The following is a 21,307-nucleotide window of genomic DNA, read 5'->3' on the forward strand; positions in this document are numbered from 1 at the left end:
AAGAAAAGAGGTGACCCACCAGTGGAAATGCCGGACGACCGGACCCTTGTCGGCGCGGTGCTCGCGGGCGACAAGCAGGCCTATGCGGGGCTCGTCGACCGCTATAAAAACAAACTTTACGGATTGTTCCGCAAAATGGGTCTGTCCGAAGCCGACGCCCAAGACTTGACGCAGGAAACGCTGTTCAAAGCCTACCGCAAGCTGGCGTCCCAGCGCCCGGAGCAGAGCTTCGCCGGTTGGCTGTATACGATCGCGGTCAATCTGTACCGCGACCGCGGACGCCGCAAAGTGCCGGTTCCCCGCGAGGAGACGGCCGAACAGGCGGCTCCCGACCGCGACGCTCCCGAACAGCGGGTGCTGCGCGCCGAGCTGAGAAGCGAACTGGACGCGCTGCTCGATACGCTGCCGGAGCATTACCGGCTGGCGATGGTCCTGCGCTACGTCGGCCAACTCGGCCATGAAGAGATCGCCGGCATGACCGGCATGACCGTATCTCAAGTGAACAATGCGCTGCATCGGGCGAAGAAAAGCCTGCGGCGGCAGATAACGGAGAAGGAGGGAACGCGTTATGAAATGGCGGCCGAATACCGGAGCCGGAAAAGCCGCGTATAGCCCGCGGGAAACCGGAGGCGGCGAAGAAGAAAAGCGGACGGAGCAGCATCGTCCCTCCCTTGCGGAAGGATCGGAGGAAAGGTCCGAAGAACTGCCGGAAGACGCGCGCTGGACGGAGCTGCTGTCGGCAGAAACCCTGCCGGAAGATTTTACGGAGCGCTTTATGGCGGAACTGGAATCGCTGGAGATCGAAGCCGAGGAAGATTTCCGGGCTGCCGAACATGAAGGACAGTCGGCAGATTCCGGCCCGCGCGGCCCCTATCGAAAAAAATGGGCCGCGCGCAAATCGTTCTGGGCGGCGGCCGCGGCGGTGCTCCTGCTTGCGGGCGGCCTGCTGGTCTATACGCAGCCGACGATCGCGGAGCGCTTCCGCTCGCTGTTCGCTGCGGACAGCTACGCGGACACCGGAATGCGCGAAGCCCGCGAGGCCGGCATGGTCGCGGACTCCGACGCTGCCGCCTCCGATGCGGGCTATACGCTGAAAGTGCAGGAGGTGATCGCGGACTCGACCCGGATGGTGATCAGCGTGGCCATGTTCGATAAAGACGGCAAGCCGGCGGCGGGCACGATTCTTGGTGCCCATTATCGCATTTTCGACGATCAGGGCGAGATTCCGTTCCGCTCCGGCAGCGGCGGCAACCCGAGCATCGACCGACGCGATTTCACTTTCGGACGTTCCGCGGTCGGCAGCGAGGTCTCCCTGTATATCGAAGCCGACGAAATCGCCGTGAGCCCGGGCGAGAACTTGTCGGACGGAAGTCAAAACAAGACGATCAAAGGGAGTTGGAATCTTCTGGTCAAATCGGATCTGTCGAAGGCCAACGCCCTGTCGAAGACGACCCGAATCGAAGAGTCTTACGAAACGCCGCACGGCCTGCGGATCGAAATGCTGGGCACTTCGCGCACCCCGAGCGGCGGAACGCTGGAATTCGAAACCTTTTTGAACGCGGAAGCCCGAAAGCGGGCAGAAGGAGGCGCGCAGGGAAAACATTCCGTCTATTTCCGCATCGAAAGCGGCGAAGGCGAATCGCTGGCGGACAATCTGCAGACCCAATTTAACGCTTCTTCGACTTTTGATCGCTGGAGCGGGCGCACGCGCTGGTTCTGTCCGTTCAACAATTTCCCGAGCGAAAGCCGGCCGCTGCGCTTCGTATTGGACAGCTACGTCATCGAGGAGCAAAGCGATGCTTCCGTCAGCTTCCGTCCCGAAGAGCTGTCGAAAGACCGGCCCGCCGAGTTTGCAGATTCCGGCGACCGCTTCGCCTTTACTGGCTTTGCGGTCGGTCCCGATCCGAACGGCTCACCCGAATCTTCCGTCGGTATTCTCACCTTCAGCGGGCACTTCAACAATCCCGAGTTCCCGAGCGATACCTGGATCGCCGTCGATGAATCCGGCCGCGGATATCCGCTGACGTTCAGAGGCGCCGTGACGAGCGATACGGCAGGCGGCGAACTCGACGGCGATCAGCAATTTATCGCCGAAGGCATGACGAGCCTGCCGAAACGGCTGACGATCAAACGGACCGCCGTCCACCGACTGTACCGGGACGCGGATTGGTCCTTCCAGATCCCGCAGACAGGAAGTTCGGGCGTCGTCCCCGAGTAACGGTCACGGAACGTCCTCACGAAAAAAAAAGAAGCGCCGCGGATTCTCGCCCCGCGCGCTTCTTTTTGTTATCGAAAACCGCTCTTCTACTCCTGCTCGCTGCCCCGGGATTGTTGAATCTCCACGTATTCCTTCATCGCGCGCAGGCTGTCCACCGGGGTGAACCAACCGTTCTCGCCTTCGTTGAAGCGTACGCCGTAGAGGCCGGACTTGCCGATTTCTTCGAGCCACTCGATCATCGGGTCCACTTTCATTTTGGCGATCATGACGTTGCCGGACGCCGTAACCAGATTGTTCTGCCGTCCGAATACCTGCGCGTGCATCGGGTCCGTAAACAGGAAAGCCCAACCGTGCCCGTCCACGTTGCCGAAGAAAGGTTCGGGCTGCTCGGGATTGTCGGACGGCTTCATCAGGATCAGCCAGCTGTCCAATTTGAAAGCTTCGGTCCAGATCAGCGTCTGCCCTTCCGAAAACTGCATCTCTTTCGCCTGTTCCACCGTTACGTCGAAATGCGCGGCCAGTTCGGCGGCTTCGCGCACCTGCTGCTGTTGATTCTGTTCTTGGGTCATGGGGAAAAGCTCCTCTCGATTGTGCCCAGCGCTTCCTGACTGCAGGGGCACCGGCGCTCGGTATAATAGACGCTCCCTATCATTGTACCCAATCGGGAAGAGGAATGCGAAGACAGCCTCGAAAAGCCGCGCGGAACCGAACTTATCGGCTGTCGGGCGGCTTTTTTCGCTCGCTGTTTTATATTTTTCTTCTATTAATAATGTTCCGCGTTCAAAGATCGCCCGTTTACCCTGCCCGAAGCGGATTTACAGAATCCGTTCGAACATCCGCACGACTTCTTCTTTCGTCGGCTGGAACGGGTTGCCCGGCGCGCAGGCGTCCTTCATCGCGTTATCGGCCAGCAGGTCGAGATCGGGATCGTCGACGCCCAGCTCCGACAGCTTGGCCGGAATGCCGACTTCGTGCGACAGTTCGGAAATTTTGTTGATCACGTAGCGCGCGCATTCCGCGTCGCTTCTGTCGGAATCGTCCAGGCCGATCGACCGGGCGATCGCTCGGAATTTCTCCGGCACGTGCTTGGCGTTCTCTTCCTCGACGAAAGGCAGCAGCATCGCGTTGCATACGCCGTGCGGCAGATCGTATACGCCGCCGAGCTGATGCGCCATCGCGTGCACATAGCCGAGGCCCGCGTTATTGAACGCCAGACCGCCGAGGAAAATCGCGTAGACCATCTGTTCCCGCGCTTCGATGTCGCCGCCGTCTTTCACGGCGCGCGGCAGATAATCGAAGATCAGGCGCACCGTCGCCAGCGCCGTCGCATCCGTGACCGGATAGGCGCCCGGCGTGACCAGAGCTTCGATCGCATGCGTCAGGGCGTCCATGCCCGTCGCGGCGGTCAGATCGGCCGGCTTGCCGGTCATCAGTTCGGGATCGTTGACCGAGACGGAAGCAAGCGAATTTTTGTCGACCATGACCATTTTCACTTTGCGCTTCTCGTCGGTAATGACGTAATTGATCGTGACTTCGCTCGACGTGCCGGCGGTCGTATTGACGGCCACGATCGGCATCGATTTGAACCGCGACTTGTGAACGCCTTCGTATTCGGTAATATGCCCGCCGTTCGCCGCGATGATGCCGATCGCTTTCGCCGCGTCCTGCGGCGAGCCTCCGCCCACCGAGACGATGATCTCGCATCCTTCTTTTTGCAGCAGGTCGACGCCGTCATGCACGTTCTTGCAGGTCGGGTTCGGGCGAACGTCGCTGTAAACGACGGCTTCGAAGCCTTCCTTCCGCAGAACGTCCAACACGCGATCGGCAATGCCGTTCTTCAGCAAAAAAGCGTCCGTGACGACAAGCGCTTTTCGCCCGCCGAGCTGACGGATATACGGGCCGGCCTCGTTCAGGCAGCCCCGGCCCATCAAATTGACGGGAGGTACATAGTAGACGTGAGTAGTCAAAGGTCTCTTCCTTTCTCGTTTGGCAGGATTTGCGTTCCGTTTCCCTGAAGCGCCGTACAGGTTCATCCTACTTCCCGCGGTTACGTTCACTCAGCAATAAAAGTCACATTTACATGTTGCTTTCTGTTTATTTTTCTTCACAAAAAAGAAAAGAAGACGGAATCGAACCGAAATGTCGGCTTGTCCGCTCCTGCTGACCGATCGGGTTTGCATCCGGCACCCTTTTTGGGTAACAATACGGAGTAGGCCCTTTTTGGGTCGTTCTCGCGGTTCTTTGCCGATCGGCCGCATCTTTTCGATTTTTTCGCCGCGGCCGCCGGCCGTGTAACTTTTGAAGAACTTCGACGTATAACCATTTGGAGGTGTTTAACTGAATGACTAAAATGAAAACTTTATCCTGCCTGGCCGTGAGTTTGATGCTGACCGGCGTGTTGGCCGCCTGCGGCAGCGACAAGGCCGCTTCGCCGGATTCCCAGTCCAACGCCGAGGAAGCCATCGAGAACATTCCGGCGGCCGCGGACAACGACGCTCATCCGACCAATGAAACGGATATCGAAATCGACGAAGAAGCGGCGGAAAGTCCGGATACCGGCACAGCGACCGAAAGCACGGACCTCGACGTGACGACGACGGACGACTCCGACGCGGCGGCGGGAAGCGGCTCGACCGATAACAGTTCGTCGGGTTCGACGGACAGCTCCTCTGCGAGCAGCCCGTCTACGGATGCCGCGACAGACAGTTCCGCAGCCGGCACGAAGTCGGAAGGAACCGCGGATTCTTCGAAAGGCAGCGCTCCGGCAGCAGCCAAAGAACAGAGCGGCGAAGGCACCTATTCGGGACTGGCGGACAATCACACCGCCGAGATCGAAGTGGACGGCAAGCCGGTATCGTACCAGCTGTCCGAGGAAGCCCAAAAACAGGTCGGCCAGATTCCTGCGGACGCCGAAGTGACTTTCACCTATACGGAAGAGCAGTTCGACGCCGACACGACCGTGATCACGATTACCGACATCAAGGAAGCCAAATAACCGACGGCGTCCGTTATCCTTTCCGTTTCGGCTTCCGGCCGGCGGGAAGGATTTTTTCGTTTATCCCTTAAAAACCGGCCCCGTTCGTCGAGCGGAAGCGGAGGCCGTTCGCCTCTGATTCGCTGCCGGGTGCCTTAAGGGAACCGCCGACGATTTTTGCCAAAAGGAGATGCGATTATGTACCGGGTAGTGATGATCAGGCACGGACAAAGCGAATGGAACAAAAAAAATCTGTTTACCGGCTGGACGGATGTCGACCTGACCGAGCAGGGCATCGAAGAAGCCAAAGACGCCGGCCGCATCCTGCGGGAATCCGATTACTCCTTCGACGCCGCCTTCGCTTCGGTGCTTCAGCGTTCCATCAAGACGCTGCATTACGCGCTGGACGAACTCGGACTGCTGTGGATTCCGGAAGAGAAGTCCTGGAAACTGAACGAACGCCATTACGGCGCGCTGCAGGGGCTAAGCAAGCCGGAAACGACCGAGAAGTACGGCGAGGAGCAGGTGCATCTCTGGCGGCGCAGCCTTTCGGTGCGGCCTCCGCTGCTCGAGCCGGGAGACAATCGCCTTCCGGGCGAAGATCCCCGGTATGCCGGCCTCGCGCCCGAGGAGCTGCCCGCCGGCGAAAGCCTGCAGGATACGATCCGGCGCGTCGGCGAGTTTTGGGACGAGCGGGTCGTACCGATGGTGAAGGACGGCCAACATATTCTGATCGCCGCGCACGGCAACACGATCCGGGCCCTGATCAAGTTTATGGAAGACCTCGAAGAACATGAACTGCTGGATCTGAACATTCCGACCGGCGTTCCGCTCGTCTACGAGCTCGACGACGACGCGAAGCCGATCCGCCGTTTCTATCTGGGACATCCCGAACATGTGGAGAAGAAGAAGCGCCAGGCGGCCGATCCCGACCACGATCCGGATTGAACCTCGGCAGTCCGGCAGTCTGATTGAAAAGGAGCATGGACATGAACGACAATGCGAAGTTTCGCATCCGGCCGGCCGAGCCGGCCGACGCTTACCCCGTCTCGCTGCTGATGTACGAAGCGATCGGCGATATCGCCCATACGATCGCGGGAACCACCGACCTCCCCGATACGCTGGCTGCGCTGGAGGAGCTGTTCCGGCAGCCCGGCTGCCGGCTGAGCTTCTCGAACGCTATCGTCTGCGAGGACCAAGAAGGCGGCATCGCCGGTTTTGCTCTCGGCTACGCCGGCGACGACGCGGAAGCGCTGGATGAGCCGCTGCTTCGCCGCCTGCGGGAGCAAGGACTGCCGACGGACGGTCTGGTGCCGGAAGCGCGTCCCGGCGAATATTACTTGGATTCGCTGGCGGTGAGCGGCGCTTATCGGGGGGCGGGTATCGGAACCACCCTGATCGAAGCGTTCGAGCGCCGGGCGGCCGAGCTCGGCTGGCGCAAAGCCATGCTCGTGGTGGACCGCGCGAACCCGAAGGCCCGGGCGCTGTACGAGCGGCTTGGCTACCGAGAAGACGGCTCCGTCGAACTGAGCGGGCATCTATACGACCGGATGATCAAGCCGGTATGAACGAGGGCGGCCCTGCGGCCGCCTCTTTTCATGCAAAAACGGAGATTGCGCCTGCGTGTTTGTACAGTCTGCCGCCTGCTGCCCGGTTTCCCAGACTTCGGCGCAGCCGCTTCGCTATCCCCATTATCCCCGCCGTCCACAACGTTCCGCCCCTTTGTTATCCCCGCTGTCCACAACTTTCGGCGCTATGCCGCCTTCCGATTCGGCTGCCGTTCACTCCTCCTTTTCCCGCGCTTCTAACTTTTTCTCACTCTACTTCGGCAATTTTATTTGCACTTCTTTACAGCTCTCTCCCCTTTTTCGGACGCTGCCCGCTCCGCGTTCCGCACCGTTAAGCCATTTTCCGAAAAAGCCACCTGCTTTCCTCTGCGTCAATCCCCGTCTGAAGCGGCTTGCCCGGCAAAATCTCCCGTTTCCCTTCAATTGCTCGCTTTTTCGCCTTCCCAGACAATTTCACCCCTTTTATTTTCTAAAATTTGTGCTTTGACAAACCCCATATATGGTTATAGAATGAGTAACACTGACCCGGTTAAACCTATATCTAGTTATTGCCGGGTGTTGAGGAGCGTGAATGAACATGGTGATCGCTTACGATTCCAAGACCGGAAACGTGCGTAAATTCATCGAAAAACTGGAACTTCCGGCGGTGCAAATTGACGAAACGATGAGGCTGGAAGAGCCGTTCATCCTGGTCACTTACACTACGGGGTTCGGCCAAGTGCCGGATAAAGTCAAACTCTTTCTCCAGAAGAACGGACAGCAGCTCAGAGGCGTATCGGCCAGCGGCAACCGGAACTGGGGACTTTCTTTTGCCAAGAGCGCGGACACGATCTCCCAGACATACGGGGTGCCGGTGCTCTGCAAATTCGAATTATCGGGAACGAACAAAGATATCCAACACTTCAAAGAGGAGCTGAACACCCTTGCGGCATATTGAACTGAACAACCAACTGATGCTGAGAAACGCGGACGGATTTTTCCGCCTCGAGAAAGATAAAGAAGCGGTAGCCGCATTCATGGAGGAAGTCGCGCAGCGCAGCCTGACTTTCCCGGACTTCGGCTCGCAGGTCGATTACATGATCGAGAACGACTACTACGAGAACGTCTACGAGAACTACACGCGCGAAGAAGTGATCTCGGTATTCGAGACGTCGCACAACGTCCCGTTCGAATTCGCTTCGTACATGGCCGCTTCCAAGTTCTACACGGACTACGCGATGAGAAGCAACGATAAAGCCGTGTATCTCGAACAGTATGCGGACCGCGCCGCGATCGTCGCTCTGCACCTGGGCGGCGGCAGCGCGGAAACGGCAAAAGCTCTCGTGACGGCGATCATGGAACAGCGCGTGCAGCCGGCGACGCCTACGTTCCTGAACGCGGGCAAGAGCCGCCGCGGCGAGCTCGTCTCCTGCTTCCTGCTGGAAATGGACGACGCGCTCAACTCCATCAACTACGTGCTCTCGACCTGCATGCAGTTGTCGAAGATCGGCGGCGGCGTAGCCGTCAACCTGTCGAAGCTGCGCGGACGCGGCGAGCCGATCAAGGGCGTCGAAGGCGCGGCCAAAGGCATCATGCCGGTGCTGAAGCTGATGGAAGACGCCTTCTCCTACGCCGACCAGATGGGTCAGCGCAAGGGTTCGGGCGCCGCTTACTACAACATTTTCGGCTGGGACGTGCTGGAGTTCCTGGACAGCAAGAAGATCAACGCCGACGAGAAATCGCGCCTCAAGACGCTGTCGATCGGCCTGATCGTACCGAACCGCTTCTACAAGCTGGCGGAAGAAAACAAGCCGCTGGTGGTATTCGGTCCTTACTCCGTGTACAAAGAGTACGGCAAGCACCTGGACGACCTCGATCTGGACGACATGTACGACGAGCTGCTGGCCAACGATAACATCAAGAAAAAGACCGTGATGAGCGCCCGCGACATGCTGGTGAAGATCGCCATGATCCAGTTGGAATCGGGTTACCCTTATATCATGAACAAGAGCAACGCCAACAAGAACCACGCGCTGAAAGATCTGGGCATGGTCAAAATGTCCAACCTGTGCACGGAGATCTACCAGCTGCAGGAAACGTCGACGATCGGCGATTACGGCCAGGACAACGATATTCGCCGCGACATCAGCTGCAACCTGGCTTCGCTGAACATCGCCAACGTCATGGACCTCGGCAAGATCCGCGAGTCGGTGCACGAAGCGATGCTCGGCCTCACCGCCGTCAGCGACATGACCGAAGTGCAGAACGCTCCGGGCGTCGCCAAAGCGAACCGCGAGATGCACTCCGTGGGCCTCGGCGCGATGAACCTGCACGGCTACCTGGCGAAAAACAAAATCGCTTACGAAAGCGACGAAGCGATCGACTTCGCCCGCACGTTCTTCATGATGATGAACTACTACTCGATCGAAAAGAGCATGGAAATCGCCCGCGACCGCGGCGTCACGTTCGAAGGCTTCGAGAAATCCGAATACGCGAAAGGTACATACTTCGACAAGTACGTACAGACCGACTACAGCCCGCGCACGGATAAAGTAAAAGCACTGTTCGGCGACATGCATATCCCGACGACCGCCGATTGGGCGCATCTGCGCACGCTCGTTCAAGCCAACGGCCTGTACCATGCCTACCGTCTGGCGATCGCGCCGACGCAGAGCATCTCGTACATCCAGAACTCCACGTCGAGCGTCATGCCGATCGTCGACGCGATCGAAACGCGTACGTACGCCAACTCGACGACTTATTATCCGATGCCGTACCTGTCGCAGGAGAACTTCTTCTACTACAAATCGGCTTATCAGATGAACCAGTTCAAAGTCATCGATCTGATCTCCGAAATTCAGGAGCATATCGATCAAGGCATCTCCGCTATCCTGCACGTCAACAGCAACGTGACGACGCGCGATCTGGCCCGTTATTACCTGTATGCGGCGCGCAAAGGGCTTAAGGCTCTCTACTACACGCGCACGAACCACCTGAGCGTGGAAGAGTGCATCAGCTGCGCGATCTAAAAAGCTCGGAATTCGCCGCCGAGGCTCGAAATTTCCGAATGCCGTTCGAACGATAATGCGAATCTGCGGGGCGCCTTTTTCACGATCCGGATTGCCGGTCTGACCAAAACGCCCCGCTTTACTTTTGCAAATTTATGGCCCATAATAAGTAACTTGTGCGTCGCTCTTTCCGGAGCGGCCGTTACTTACGGCTTGCCGCATCCAACAATATCCACATCTTCCTTTATTATAGATGTCTACACCCACTTTACGACGAAAGGGATGACCGAACATGATCAAAGCCGTCAACTGGAACCGCCCTGCCGACGACTTCACCCAGATGTTCTGGAATCAAAATATTATGCAGTTCTGGACCGACGAAGAGATTCCGCTGTCCGACGACAAAATGTCCTGGATCACGCTGAACGAGGACGAACAGGAAGCGTACATGCAGGTACTCGGCGGCCTGACGCTGCTCGATACGGTACAGGGCGGGGTCGGCATGCCGCAGATCATGGAACACGTCGAGAACCTGCAGCGCAAAGCCGTGCTGGCGTTCATGGGCATGATGGAGCAAATCCACGCGAAGTCGTACAGCAGCATCTTCACGACGCTCGCTTCGACCGAAGAGATCGACAAAGTATTCCGCTGGGTCGAAGAAAATCCGCTGCTGCAGAAAAAAGCGGAGATCATCTCCAAGTACTATCAGAACATCCAGTCGCAAAAAGATCTCTATCTGGCGATGGGCGCTTCGGTCATGCTGGAAAGCTACCTGTTCTACAGCGGCTTCTTCTACCCGCTCTATCTGGCCGGACAAGGTAAAATGACGAGCAGCGGCGAGATCATCGACCTGATTCTGCGTGACGAAAGCATCCACGGCCTGTACGTCGGCGTACTGGCCCAGGAGATTCTGCGCGACCTCCCGGCATCGGAAGCCGAGGCGGCGACCAAAGAGCTGTACGAGCTGCTGCATACGCTGCAGGCGAACGAAGAACAGTACACGGCCCAGCTGTACACGAAGATCGGCCTGAAAGAAGAAGTCGACAAGTTCGTGCGCTACAACGCCAACAAAGCGATGATGAACCTCGGCCTGGAGCCTCAGTTCGAAGAAGACGACGAAAGCATCAACCCGATCGTCCTCAACGGCCTGAAGACGCAGACCAAGCAGCACGACTTCTTCTCCAAAAAAGGCAACGGCTACGTCCGCACGGTTCACGTGGAACCGCTGCGCGACGAAGACTTCCTGTTCGATACGGCGGAAGCGCCGGTTACGAGCGGACTGTAACCTCACTCGTTTTTCGCCCCTACCAAAGCTTCGTCCCGCGGACGGGAACCCGGTTTACGGTTCCCTGCCCGGACGAAGCTTTTTTTGCGTACCTGTTCGCGCGGCGGATCAAGCCGGGACTGGCGAAGCGCCGGCGAATGAACTATAGTATTCGCGAGACCGCCGGGTGTCCGAGCGGCCGCCGTTCCGTCACCGCCGTCCCGAAATTCCCATTCCGAACGAAGAAACGAGGCGAAGCTTACGATGAAAGCCGCAGTCATACGCAGATACGGAGGGCCTGACGCTTTCCGGCTCGAAGAAGTCGCCGAACGCGATCCCGCGGCCGGCGAGATCAAGATTCGCACGCGGGCCACGTCGATCAATCCGATCGACTTCAAGGTGCGCAGAGGGTACATGTTTTTCCTGTCCGGATTCCGCTTTCCCAAGATCCTGTGTTCCGACTTCTCGGGCATCGTGGAAAAATGCGGCTCCGGCGTGACCGGCTTCTCCCCCGGCGACGAAGTGTACGGATTCACGAACGGCGCCGCGCAGGGCGGCGGACTGGCCGAAAGTCTGTGCTGCCAAGCTTCCATCGCTTCGAGGAAGCCTGCCGCGCTGAACTTCGAGGAAGCCGCCGCCGTTCCCCTCGCCGCTTCGACCGCTTACCAGGCGCTGACGAAGGCGGGCGGACTGCAATCCGGCATGCGGGTCATGATTATCGGCGCAACCGGCGGCGTGGGACATTTTGCGGTGCAGCTGGCCGGCATTCTGGGCGCTCGCGTAACCGGAGTGTGCCGCTCGTCCGGCGAGTCCGCGGCCCGCGAGCTCGGCTGCGAGGAAGTCATCGCCTATGACCGGGAAGACTTCCGGCAGCGCGGACAGACCTTCGACGTCATCTTCGATGCGGCCGGCAAATACGGATTCGGGACTTGCCGCTCCCTGCTGACCGCGCAGGGCGCTTACGTGACGACCGTGCCGGGGCCTGCCGTGATGCTGCGGCGCGCGCTGACGGCGGCAGGCGGCCGCAAAGCCCGTTTTGTCGTGGCCAATTCCAACGACGCCGACCTGAGCCTGCTGCGCGGATGGTGCGGCGAAGGCCGCCTGAGACCGACGATCGAAGCCGTGTTCCCGCTGGAGGAAACGAGACAGGCTTATGAACTGGCCGAATCGGGAAAAACCCGCGGCAAAGTGGTCATTCGGACTACCTGATCCATAAAAGGAAATGTCGAAGCCGGTCTCCTCACGGGAGACCGGCTTTTTCTATACGGTTTGTTCGTTTTCGCCGAAATCGAGGCGTCTCCCTCCTATTCCCGCTCTTCGGCGCACAAAAAAACGTCGCTGCGGCCTGAGCCGCAGCGACGTTCGGATCATCGGGTTTCTTGATTTTTTCTGCCGTTTACTTCTTCGGCAGCAGCGTTACTGGTACGGTAAACGACTCGTTGATTCTGGAATTCTTCTTATAATACGCGGTGACTTCCAGATTGACGACCGTCGGTTCCTTCGGCAGGGCACGCAGCGCGCCCTTGCTGTTGATCAGATTCGGATGATCGCTGCCCGTTACCTGGAACTTGACCTCGCCCGTCGATTTCAGTTCCAGCACGTTCGGACCGATGCGGGTCGTGTTGACGATCACTGCCTGCTTGTCGAATGCGGCGATCGCTTCGTCGACCAGCAGTTCTCTGCGGTCCGCGATCCGGTAGCTCGAGTAGGCCAGGTAAGTCTTGTCGTTGACCACATGTCCGGCGTTATCGAGCTGAGCCGCCAGTATTTCGAGCTGATAAGTGCCCGGTTCGAGCTTGCCCATCCGCATCGTGTTTTCATTGAGATAATAATCGTCGATGTCTTCGAACGTGTAACGTCCCGGCTTCAGCAGCTTCATGCCGCCGCTGCCGTTGTCTTCGCCGACGATTTGACCCAGCAGGCCGATATATTTATCGTCCACGCCGTACACGGCGATCTGGATATAGTTCACGTCGCTCGCCGACAAGGTGAAGGATACGTCGGTCGTATCGCGTTTGCCGTCGCCGTCAGGCGTAATAATGCGTTCCGTCAGTTCCACATCCTGGATGCCGAATCCGGTTGCCGGCTTTGCGTCGCCGATATGAACCGCGAACGGAAGATGCAGATCCGGCGATCCGGCCGACTTCAGCAGCACTTCTCCTTCGTACACGCCTTTCGCCGCATCCGATGCCGGGTCGATCTCCAGCCCGAATGCCGTCGGCGTTCCCCCGGATGCACGAACCGTTCCGCCGGATTCCAGCCCCGTCAATACAGCCGAAATTTTACTCGTATCCGGCGTCGCGATCGGATTGGTCGGATCGGAAGTCACGTTATTGTGCCAGATTACGCTTGCCTCGTAAGAAACGGGCGCTCCCGACACGCTTTTCAGCTGCAGCGGATGATTGATCGCGCCGCTGTCCGCGCTGACCACCCCGAAGGAGGTCGAAGGCGCGTAGTTGGTCACCGGAACTTCGACCAGATCGGTATTGAGAATACGGATTTCTTCGACGGCCTGCAGCAGGGCCGGCGCGTCAAGCGCATCCGCCACATAGGCGCGTCCCGCTCCCTGCGAGTACACGTCGTACGGCGTGCCGCTCTCGTCCGTGATCGTATCCGCCGTGTTGGCCAGTGCCGCGCGAACGTCGAACGGCGTCCAGCTCGGGTACTTCTGCTTCAGCAGCAGCGCCAGGCCCGCGATATGCGGAGTCGCCATGCTGGTGCCGCTGGCGCGGGCATAGGCCTCGTCGTAGCTTACGCCTTCATCGAATTTCCCGTATTCCGGATAGCTCGACAGCAGATTGACGCCCGGTGCCACAACGTCCGGTTTGATGCTCAGGTTCTCGTCGCTGTTCGGTCCGCGCGAGCTGAACGAAGCCATGCGGTCGCCTTCGACAACCGTCTTCGGATAGTCGCTTCCGAACGTGATTTCGAATTCCGGCGTATCCAATTCCAGCGCTTGTCTCGCCAGCTTCCGTCCTTCCGTGCCGCTCATGTCGAAGTACGGCACGTAATCGAAGCTGTCGCCCAGGAACGCTACGGAACCGACCGGCTCGTCGCGGCCCGGAATCGACTCGGACAGATCCGCTTCCGTCGTGCTGCCCGGCTTTATGTTGCCGTTGAAGATCACGATCGCTTTGGCGCCGTGAGCCGCGGCCCCGCGCACTTTCGCATCGAACGTCAGAGCGCCGCGCGAAACGACGACGACTTTGCCCGTTACGTCGATTCCCTGCGCGGTCAGCTTATCGTAGTCCGCGTCCGCGCCGAGATTCGCGTACACCGCATCGTTCGGCCCCGTGCCCAACTGAGCCGCGAAGTCTTCCTGCCCCGTTTTCCAGGCCAGAATATCCGTCGTATACGGACCGTATTCGCCGTAAACGGCGTTCGATACCGTATCCGCCGCAGCTTCCTCCGCCGCGGCCGATTTATCGGCATCCGTCGTTTCCGGGGAAGGTTCCTGCGCAGCCGGCGCCTCGTCGGCCGACTCCTGCGCGTCGGTCCGCTCGTCCGCCGCTGCTTCCGACGTCGGAGCGGCAGGCACTTCCGGCCCGGCCGCTTCTTCTTCCGATACCGGCGGTTCTTCCGCAGAAGATTCTGCTGCCGGCGCTTCGCCTACCGAAGCCGAGAACGTCCCCGTATAATGGTTGCTTTCGCTCGTCACGGCTCCGACCGAGATCGCCAGCTGCGACGAGGCCGGGGAGCCCATCGAGTAGTAATACGGACCTTCGTCCGCCGAATTGCCCGTCGCGATGACCGCGGTCACTCCGGAGAGTACGGCGTTGTTGATCGCGACCGAATCCGGCGAGTTCGGATCCTTATTCGACGCGGAACCCAGCGACAGGTTGATGACGTCCATGCCGTCTTTGACCGCATGCTCGATGCCGTCGATGACCTGCGCCGACGACCCGGAAGCGCGTCCCGTCTCGATATTGCGCCCCAGCACCTTATAGACGTACAGATCCGCTTCGTATGCCACGCCTTTTTGCACCAGCTCGGACGTCGGATTCGTGCCGCGTCCGACGATCGTGCCGGATACGTGAGTGCCGTGGCTCGTCCCCGCATACGTCGTGCCGTCGATGACGACCGGAGGCTCTTCGTACGGATCGTCGTCTTTTTCGAAGGAGTCGTAGCCGCCCTTATAAGCGTCCTTGAGATCCGGATGCAGGTAATCGACGCCGGTATCGATAACGCCGACTTTCAACCCTTTGCCCGTATATCCTTCCGCCCATGCCTCGTCGACGCCCATCTGCTTGAGCGGCTGGATTTCGAAGTTATCGCCGGCCGATCCCGAAGCTTCGTCTACCGGAATTTCGTAATAGGTTTGGTTTTCGTCGATCGACACGACGCTCGGGATCGAAGCCAGCGCCGTCAGATCTTTGGCGGCCACGGTTACTTCGAGTCCGTTCAGAACGGTATTGTATTGATAGTTAACCTGCACGTTGATTCCCAGCGCGGCGGCCCGGCTCAAGAAGTCGGACTGTTCGGTTTCGACCAACTGCTCGGCGGAAGCGGCGGAGAAGCTTCTCATCCCCGATTCTTCGGCGGAAGATTCGGCGGCGGCCACGGGTTCGCGGCTGAGCTGGACGATTGCCCGCACTTTATGTAGAGATTCGGTGTCCAGCTTGGGCGAGATAACGGATGCGGGATCGCGGGTCTGAACGGCAAACGCGCTCATCGTGCCGCTTTCCGCCGCTTCGCTGCCCAGCGAATCTTTGGACAGGTTGTACGGTACAAGATCGCCGGGAGACTGCGCGGAGGCTGCCCCCGGGAGCGCCGCCCCCAGCGCCAGCGCCAGGCTGAGCGATACGCCCGACAATTTACGGAACAAATGCTGCTCTTTCTTCAATGCAACTTCCCCTCTCTGTGGCTTGAAATGTGAACGGCATTGCTGCAGCTTCGCTTCAATTCTTGTCAGCTATCTTCACAAACAATTCAATAAACGTTCCGAAAACCGGCCTCCCTTCATTCTCTTGTCAAAAAGCTTGCCACCTATGTTAGCACCGTCAGTAAAAGTTGACCACTTGTAAATTTTTTCGAAAAGAGGTTTCAGTTCAGTGACTTGGCGAAACATGTCGGATTTTAAATCGACTTTTCGCATATTTACGCAAAATCGTTCAAACGCAGTAAGCAAAAGTCTTAACCGTGTAAAGAAGCTGACAGGTTCATATCGCCCTTCACCCTTCTTTTGGTTGCTTAAACGGGGGTTATGATAAGCCAAAAGACTTAAAAATTCGACATTGCCTTTCTATTTTGGCAAACGGCCAGCATAAGAAAAAGCGCCTCATCCGCAGATGAGACGCTTTCCGGGAGAAATCGGTCTTCCGGCAGCCGATTCCGTTATTTTTGTTCGATCATTCCCGCTTTGCCCAGCAGGTTTTGCAGCGTCAGAGCTGCCGCTTCGCGAGTAGCCGGGGCCTTCGGATCGAAATAGGATCTGCCGCCGCGCACGTTGCCCTGCATCAGGCCGTACGCGGCCGCGTAGCCGATTTCTTCCTTGGCGTAAGCCGAGAATTCGGAGGCGTCGGCATATGTTCCGCCGCTGCCTTCCGTTTTGAGCTCGAGCAGCTGTGCCGCATTGGTCAGCAGGACCGCCAACTGCTCGCGCGTGATGGCTGCGTCGGGATCGAATTTGCCCGAACCCGTTCCGCTGATCAGTCCTGCCCGGTAAGCGGCGGCCACGTCTGCCGCAAACCAGTCTTCGGCCTTCACGTCGGCAAACGGCGTTTCGGACGATTCGCCGAGCCCCAACGAACGAACCAGCAGGGCCGCGAACTCGGCGCGGGTAATGCTGCGCTTCGGCGAGAACGACGTATCGGATGTGCCGTTAATCAGCAGTTTGCCCGAAAGGTTCTCGATAGCGCCCCGCGCCCAAGAGCCTTGGATGTCCTTAAAAGTGGCCGGGGACGAAACGACCGCGTAGGTCGAGAATCCCGGACGGCTGACCGTCGCGATCGTTCCGCCGCTCGGCTGGGATTGGAATTTCGACGCGACCGGGTTCAGGCGTCCGTTTTCTTCATACAATACGCCTGCTCCGCCGGCCGGTATGGCAGCGTCAACGACAAAGGAGCGCGGAACGAATACCGAACCGGTCGAAACGACGTCAGACGCTTTGCCGGCGGCATCGACCGTCTGCAGTTCGAACGCGACCGGCGAGCCGATGACCGAGGCTCCGTCCGCATAAGAAGCGAACTTTGCTTTTTCTTCTTCCGCCCGCGCGATATTCATGCGCAGCGAAACGTCTTGCGGAAGAATGGCGAAAAGGTTGGCCGGCAGGGAAACCGCGCTCGTTCCGGCATCGATGACCAGAGCCGTTCCGGATTGCCCGGCAGCCAGCTTTTGGAGCTGGGCCGAAGTGATCGACACCTCCGCTCCTTGACCGGACTGCACCGGCACGGAGAAGATCAGCGAAGCCGCGCTTCCGCCCGCCGTTTTCAGCGCTTCCGCCAGCGCCGCGTCCGTGAGACCCGCCTTAACGGATGCGCCGGTACGGTCGGAGAGAGTCGGCACGATCACGATCTGACGCTGACCCGCCGGAGCGGCCGCGTTCGCGACCGCAGACGACGAAGCGGGAACCGCAGGTTGTTCGACAGTCGGCGCACCGGCGGCCGGAGCGGCCGGAGCCGCCGGGGCCGTGCTTACCGGCGCCGAACCTCCGCCTCCGGAAACGCCGCCTCCCGCAGCGCCGCCGTCCGACGAACCGCCTCCCGTCGCAGGTTGGCCCGGAAGCAGGACGACCGGTACGGTCAGCGTTTCGCTGAAGGTTTCATTCGGGATATAAGAGACTTTCACGTCGAGATTGACGGTAGTCGGCTGGGTCGGCAGAGCACGCAGCACGCCGTTCGCGTCGATCAGGTTCGGCCGGTCGCTTGCCGTCACCGCGAACTTGACCTTATCCGTCGATTTCAGATCGAGCACGTTCAAGCCGATTGCGGTCGTATTGACGACGGCCGCCTTCTTATCGAACGCCGCGGCCGCTTCGTCGACAAGCACGCTGCCGCCTTCGGCGATCCGGTAGCTGGAATACGCGTAGTATTCCGCGGCCGGGCCTTCCGGCGTCATATGAACCGCATAAATCTCGAGCTGATAAGCGCCTTTGGCCAATTTGCCTTCATTTCCGGTCCGCTCGTTGACGTATTCGTCGCCGATGTTTTTGAAGGTGTAGCGCTTCGGTTCCAGCATCTCGCCGCTGTCGTCCGGAACGCTGATCTTGTCCAGCGTACCGATATATTCGTCGTTGATGCCGTAAGCGGCGATCTGGATATAGTTCACGTTATCCGCAGACAGAGTGAACGATACGTCGGTCGTATCGCGGTCGCCGTCGCCGTCAGGCGTAATAATCCGGTTCGAGACTTCGACGTCCTGAATGCCGAATCCCGTCGCCGGCTGCTCGTCGCCGACATGGAGCACGAACGGCAGATGCAGATCCGGCGATCCGGCGGATTGCAGCAGCACTTCGCCTTCGTACACGCCTTTCGCCGCGTCTGCGGCCGGAGCAATCGTCAGGCCGAACGCCGAAGGCGCGCCGCCCGAAGCGCTGACCGTATCGCCCGCCCCCAGTCCCGTCAGACGCGCCGAAATCTTGCTCGGATCCGGCGTCGCGATCGGATCGTTCGGATCGGAAGTCACGCTGTTATGCCACAGCACGCTGGCCGAATACGAAACCGGCCCGCCCGTCACGCTCTTCAGCTGCAGGCTGCGGCTCGCTTCCGCGCTGCCCGCCGCCATCACGCCGAACGAGATCGAAGGAGAATAATTGGTCACGGGTACTTCGACCAGATCCGTATTCAAAATGCGGATTTCTTCGACGGCCTGCAGCAGTGCCGGCGTATTCAGCGCGGCCGCCACGTCGGCGCGGCCCGCGCCCTGCGAATATACGTCGTACGGCGTGCCTTCTTCGTCGACGATCTCGTCGGCCGTGTTGGCCAGTGCCGCACGGACATCGAACGGCGTCCACTCCGGATGCTTCTGCTTCAGCAGCAGAGCCAGACCCGCGACGTGCGGAGCCGCCATGCTTGTTCCGTTGGAACGCGCATACGCTTCGTCATAACTCACGCCTTCCGTGCTCTTTCCGTATTCCGGATAAGTCGACAGAATGTTGACGCCGGGCGCAACCACGTCCGGCTTGATGCTCAAATTGTCGTCCCCGTTCGGCCCGCGCGAGCTGAACGAAGCCATGCGATCGCCTTCGACGACCGTCTTCGGATAGTCGCTTCCGAACGTGATTTCGAATTCCGGCGTATCCAATTCCAGCGCTTGTCTCGCCAGCTTCCGCCCTTCCGTGCCGCTCATGTCGAAGTACGGCACATAATTGAAGCTGTCGCCCAAGAACGCTACGGAACCGACCGGCTCGTCGCGGCCCGGAATCGACTCGGACAGATCCGCTTCCTTCGTGCTGCCCGGCTTGGTGTTGCCGTTGAAGATGACGATCGCTTTGGCGCCGTGAGCCGCGGCCCCGCGCACTTTCGCATCGAACGTCAGAGCGCCGCGCGAAACGACGACGACTTTGCCCGCCACGTCGACGCCCTCTTCCGCCAGCTTATCGTAGTCCGCGTCCGCGCCGAGATTCGCGTACACCGCATCGTTCGGCCCCGTGCCGAACTGAGCCGCGAAGTCTTCCCGTCCCGTTTTCCAAGCCAGGATGTCGGTCGTATACGGGCCGTAATCGCCGTAGACCGCCTGCGATACGGTAGCCGCCGCGAAGTCTTCCGCCGCCGAAGCGTCCGCCGTTTCTGCCGTCGCTTGTTCTTCGGGCTCGGCAGGTTGTTCTCCGCCGGATGCCGCCTGCTCCTCGGATGCCGCAGGCTGTGCTTCGGCCTCCGCCGCTGCCTCGGCGCCTTCGGCCGCCGCTTCCGATTCTTCCCGCGCCGGCGCCGGCGCTTCTTCCGTCAGCTGTTCGATTTGATTCTCTGCCGCAGGCGTTTCGCCTACCGAAGCGGAGAACTCGGCTTTATAATGGTTGGTTTCGGTCGTGACCGCGCCTACGGCAATCGCCAGCTGCGAAGTTGCCGGAGAACCCATGGAATAGTAATAAGGGCCTTCGTCCGCCGCGTTGCCGTTGGCGACGATCGCCGTTACGCCCGACAAGACGGCGTTGTTGATCGCGACCGCGTCCGGAGAATTCGGGTCTTTGTTGGAGTCCGAGCCCAGCGACAAGTTGATGACGTCCATGCCGTCTTTGACCGCGTGCTCGATGCCGTCGATGACCTGCGCCGACGAACCGGAAGCGCGTCCCGTCTCGATATTGCGTCCCAGCACCTTATAGACGTACAGGTCCGCTTCGTATGCCACGCCTTTTTGCACCAGCTCGGACGTCGGATTCGTGCCGCGTCCGACGATCGTGCCGGATACGTGAGTGCCGTGGCTCGTCCCCGCATACGTCGTGCCGTCGATGACGATCGGAGGCTCTTCGTACGGATCGGCGTCTTTTTCGAAGGAATCGTAGCCGCCCTTATAAGCGTCTTTGAGGTCCGGATGCAGGTAATCGACGCCGGTATCGATGACGCCGACTTTCAACCCTTTGCCCGTGAAGCCCTGCGCCCACGCCTGGTCGGCACCGATTTGCTTCAGCGGCGATAATTCGAAACTATCTCGCATCGAAGCGCCTGCGGCTTCGTCTACCGGAATCTCGTAATACTGCTGATTGGGATCGATCGAGGTAACGCCGGCAATGGAAGCAAGCTTGGGAATATCCTTCGCCGCCACCGTGATTTCCATTCCGTTGAGAACCGTATCGTACGTATAGTTGACGACTACGTTGACGCCGAGCTTTTTCGCCTGCTTGACGAAACTGCTCTGCTGGGTATCGATCGCCTGCTCCGCGCTGCGGACTTCGAGCGTACCGAAGCCGAGGCCTTCTTCGGAAAGGCTCGCGGCAAGAGGTTCCCGGCTGAATTGTACGATTACCCGCTGCTTGCGCGAAGATTGCGTATCGACTTCGGACGAAATCACCGCCGGAGCCAAGGTTTCCCGAGCCTCGAGGTTGAGACTGTTTTCCAACGTCTTATCGGCGGTCGCCGCGAACGCCGAAGCGCCGTAAGGAAGCGCCGTCCCGATCGTCAATACGGCCGCAAATGAAAGATTCGAAATTTTACGTGCAAAACGGCTTCTTCCTGTCAACATAACTTCCCCTCTCTGTAGGTAAACGATGAATAGCTTGACCATTGGTCAGTTTCGGGTAAATAAAAAGGCTCGAATCGAACCCTCGGCGTCCCTCCCTTTATGTAAATGCATGGTTAAAAATTACTTGCCAACTATATTAGCAAACGATGATAAAAAATGCTACACAAAAATAAGGAAAAT

Annotated in this window: 13 protein-coding genes; 9 read left to right on the forward strand and 4 right to left on the reverse strand. The window is 59.1% G+C overall.

Annotation, left to right across the window (positions count from 1 at the left end):
* Window positions 1-27 precede the first annotated feature (27 nt).
* Window positions 28-612, forward strand: a complete 585-nt coding sequence (locus tag GYN08_RS06275; RefSeq protein WP_166273798.1) for an RNA polymerase sigma factor — start codon at window positions 28-30, stop codon at window positions 610-612.
* Window positions 569-2,218, forward strand: a complete 1,650-nt coding sequence (locus GYN08_RS06280) for a DUF4179 domain-containing protein (RefSeq protein WP_166273246.1) — start codon at window positions 569-571, stop codon at window positions 2,216-2,218. Before GYN08_RS06275 ends, GYN08_RS06280 begins: the two co-directional genes overlap by 44 nt.
* A gap of 86 nt (window positions 2,219-2,304) precedes the next feature.
* Here the strand turns inward: GYN08_RS06280 and GYN08_RS06285 are convergent, their stop codons facing one another.
* Together GYN08_RS06285 and GYN08_RS06290 are read right to left on the reverse strand one after the other, a co-directional pair.
* Window positions 2,305-2,787, reverse strand: a complete 483-nt coding sequence (locus tag GYN08_RS06285) for a hypothetical protein (protein ID WP_166273247.1) — start codon at window positions 2,785-2,787, stop codon at window positions 2,305-2,307.
* A gap of 246 nt (window positions 2,788-3,033) precedes the next feature.
* Window positions 3,034-4,185 carry an iron-containing alcohol dehydrogenase gene (locus GYN08_RS06290; RefSeq protein ID WP_166273248.1) on the reverse strand — a complete coding sequence of 384 codons (1,152 nt, stop codon included), beginning with the start codon at window positions 4,183-4,185 and terminating at the stop codon, window positions 3,034-3,036.
* A 374-nt stretch (window positions 4,186-4,559) separates the two neighbouring features.
* On the opposite strand from GYN08_RS06290, the gene GYN08_RS06295 reads away from it, so the two are divergent.
* From GYN08_RS06295 to GYN08_RS06325, 7 genes are all read left to right on the forward strand, one after another.
* Window positions 4,560-5,213 carry a hypothetical protein gene (locus GYN08_RS06295; RefSeq protein ID WP_166273249.1) on the forward strand — a complete coding sequence of 218 codons (654 nt, stop codon included), beginning with the start codon at window positions 4,560-4,562 and terminating at the stop codon, window positions 5,211-5,213.
* 177 nt (window positions 5,214-5,390) lie between these two features.
* Entirely contained in the window at window positions 5,391-6,140 is a 750-nt protein-coding gene (gpmA, locus tag GYN08_RS06300) for a 2,3-diphosphoglycerate-dependent phosphoglycerate mutase (RefSeq protein ID WP_166273250.1), read from the forward strand.
* Window positions 6,141-6,181: 41 nt separating this feature from the next.
* On the forward strand, window positions 6,182-6,760 hold the full coding sequence (locus GYN08_RS06305; protein ID WP_235945950.1) for a GNAT family N-acetyltransferase: 579 nt from the start codon (window positions 6,182-6,184) through the stop codon (window positions 6,758-6,760).
* Window positions 6,761-7,337: 577 nt separating this feature from the next.
* Complete coding sequence (nrdI, locus tag GYN08_RS06310; RefSeq protein ID WP_166273799.1) at window positions 7,338-7,697, forward strand: class Ib ribonucleoside-diphosphate reductase assembly flavoprotein NrdI; 360 nt, start codon at window positions 7,338-7,340, stop codon at window positions 7,695-7,697.
* A complete protein-coding gene (gene nrdE, locus GYN08_RS06315) occupies window positions 7,684-9,768 on the forward strand; it encodes a class 1b ribonucleoside-diphosphate reductase subunit alpha (RefSeq protein ID WP_166273252.1) in 2,085 nt (694 codons plus the stop codon). The genes nrdI and nrdE overlap by 14 nt, the downstream gene beginning before the upstream one ends.
* 274 nt (window positions 9,769-10,042) lie before the next feature.
* The gene (gene nrdF / locus GYN08_RS06320) at window positions 10,043-11,032 is read left to right on the forward strand and encodes a class 1b ribonucleoside-diphosphate reductase subunit beta (protein WP_166273800.1); all 990 of its coding nucleotides are present in this window, start codon (window positions 10,043-10,045) and stop codon (window positions 11,030-11,032) included.
* A 243-nt stretch (window positions 11,033-11,275) separates the two neighbouring features.
* Complete coding sequence (locus GYN08_RS06325; RefSeq protein WP_166273253.1) at window positions 11,276-12,220, forward strand: NAD(P)-dependent alcohol dehydrogenase; 945 nt, start codon at window positions 11,276-11,278, stop codon at window positions 12,218-12,220.
* 187 nt (window positions 12,221-12,407) lie between these two features.
* Here GYN08_RS06325 and GYN08_RS06330 read toward each other — a convergent pair whose 3' ends face one another.
* Window positions 12,408-15,854: a S8 family serine peptidase gene (locus tag GYN08_RS06330; RefSeq protein WP_166273254.1), complete on the reverse strand. Its 3,447-nt coding sequence runs from the start codon at window positions 15,852-15,854 to the stop codon at window positions 12,408-12,410.
* A gap of 491 nt (window positions 15,855-16,345) precedes the next feature.
* Window positions 16,346-21,127 carry a S8 family serine peptidase gene (locus GYN08_RS23645; RefSeq protein WP_235945953.1) on the reverse strand — a complete coding sequence of 1,594 codons (4,782 nt, stop codon included), beginning with the start codon at window positions 21,125-21,127 and terminating at the stop codon, window positions 16,346-16,348.
* Window positions 21,128-21,307: the final 180 nt, after the last annotated feature.

The organism is Saccharibacillus alkalitolerans (assembly GCF_011090185.1).
GTDB lineage: Bacteria > Bacillota > Bacilli > Paenibacillales > Paenibacillaceae > Saccharibacillus > Saccharibacillus alkalitolerans.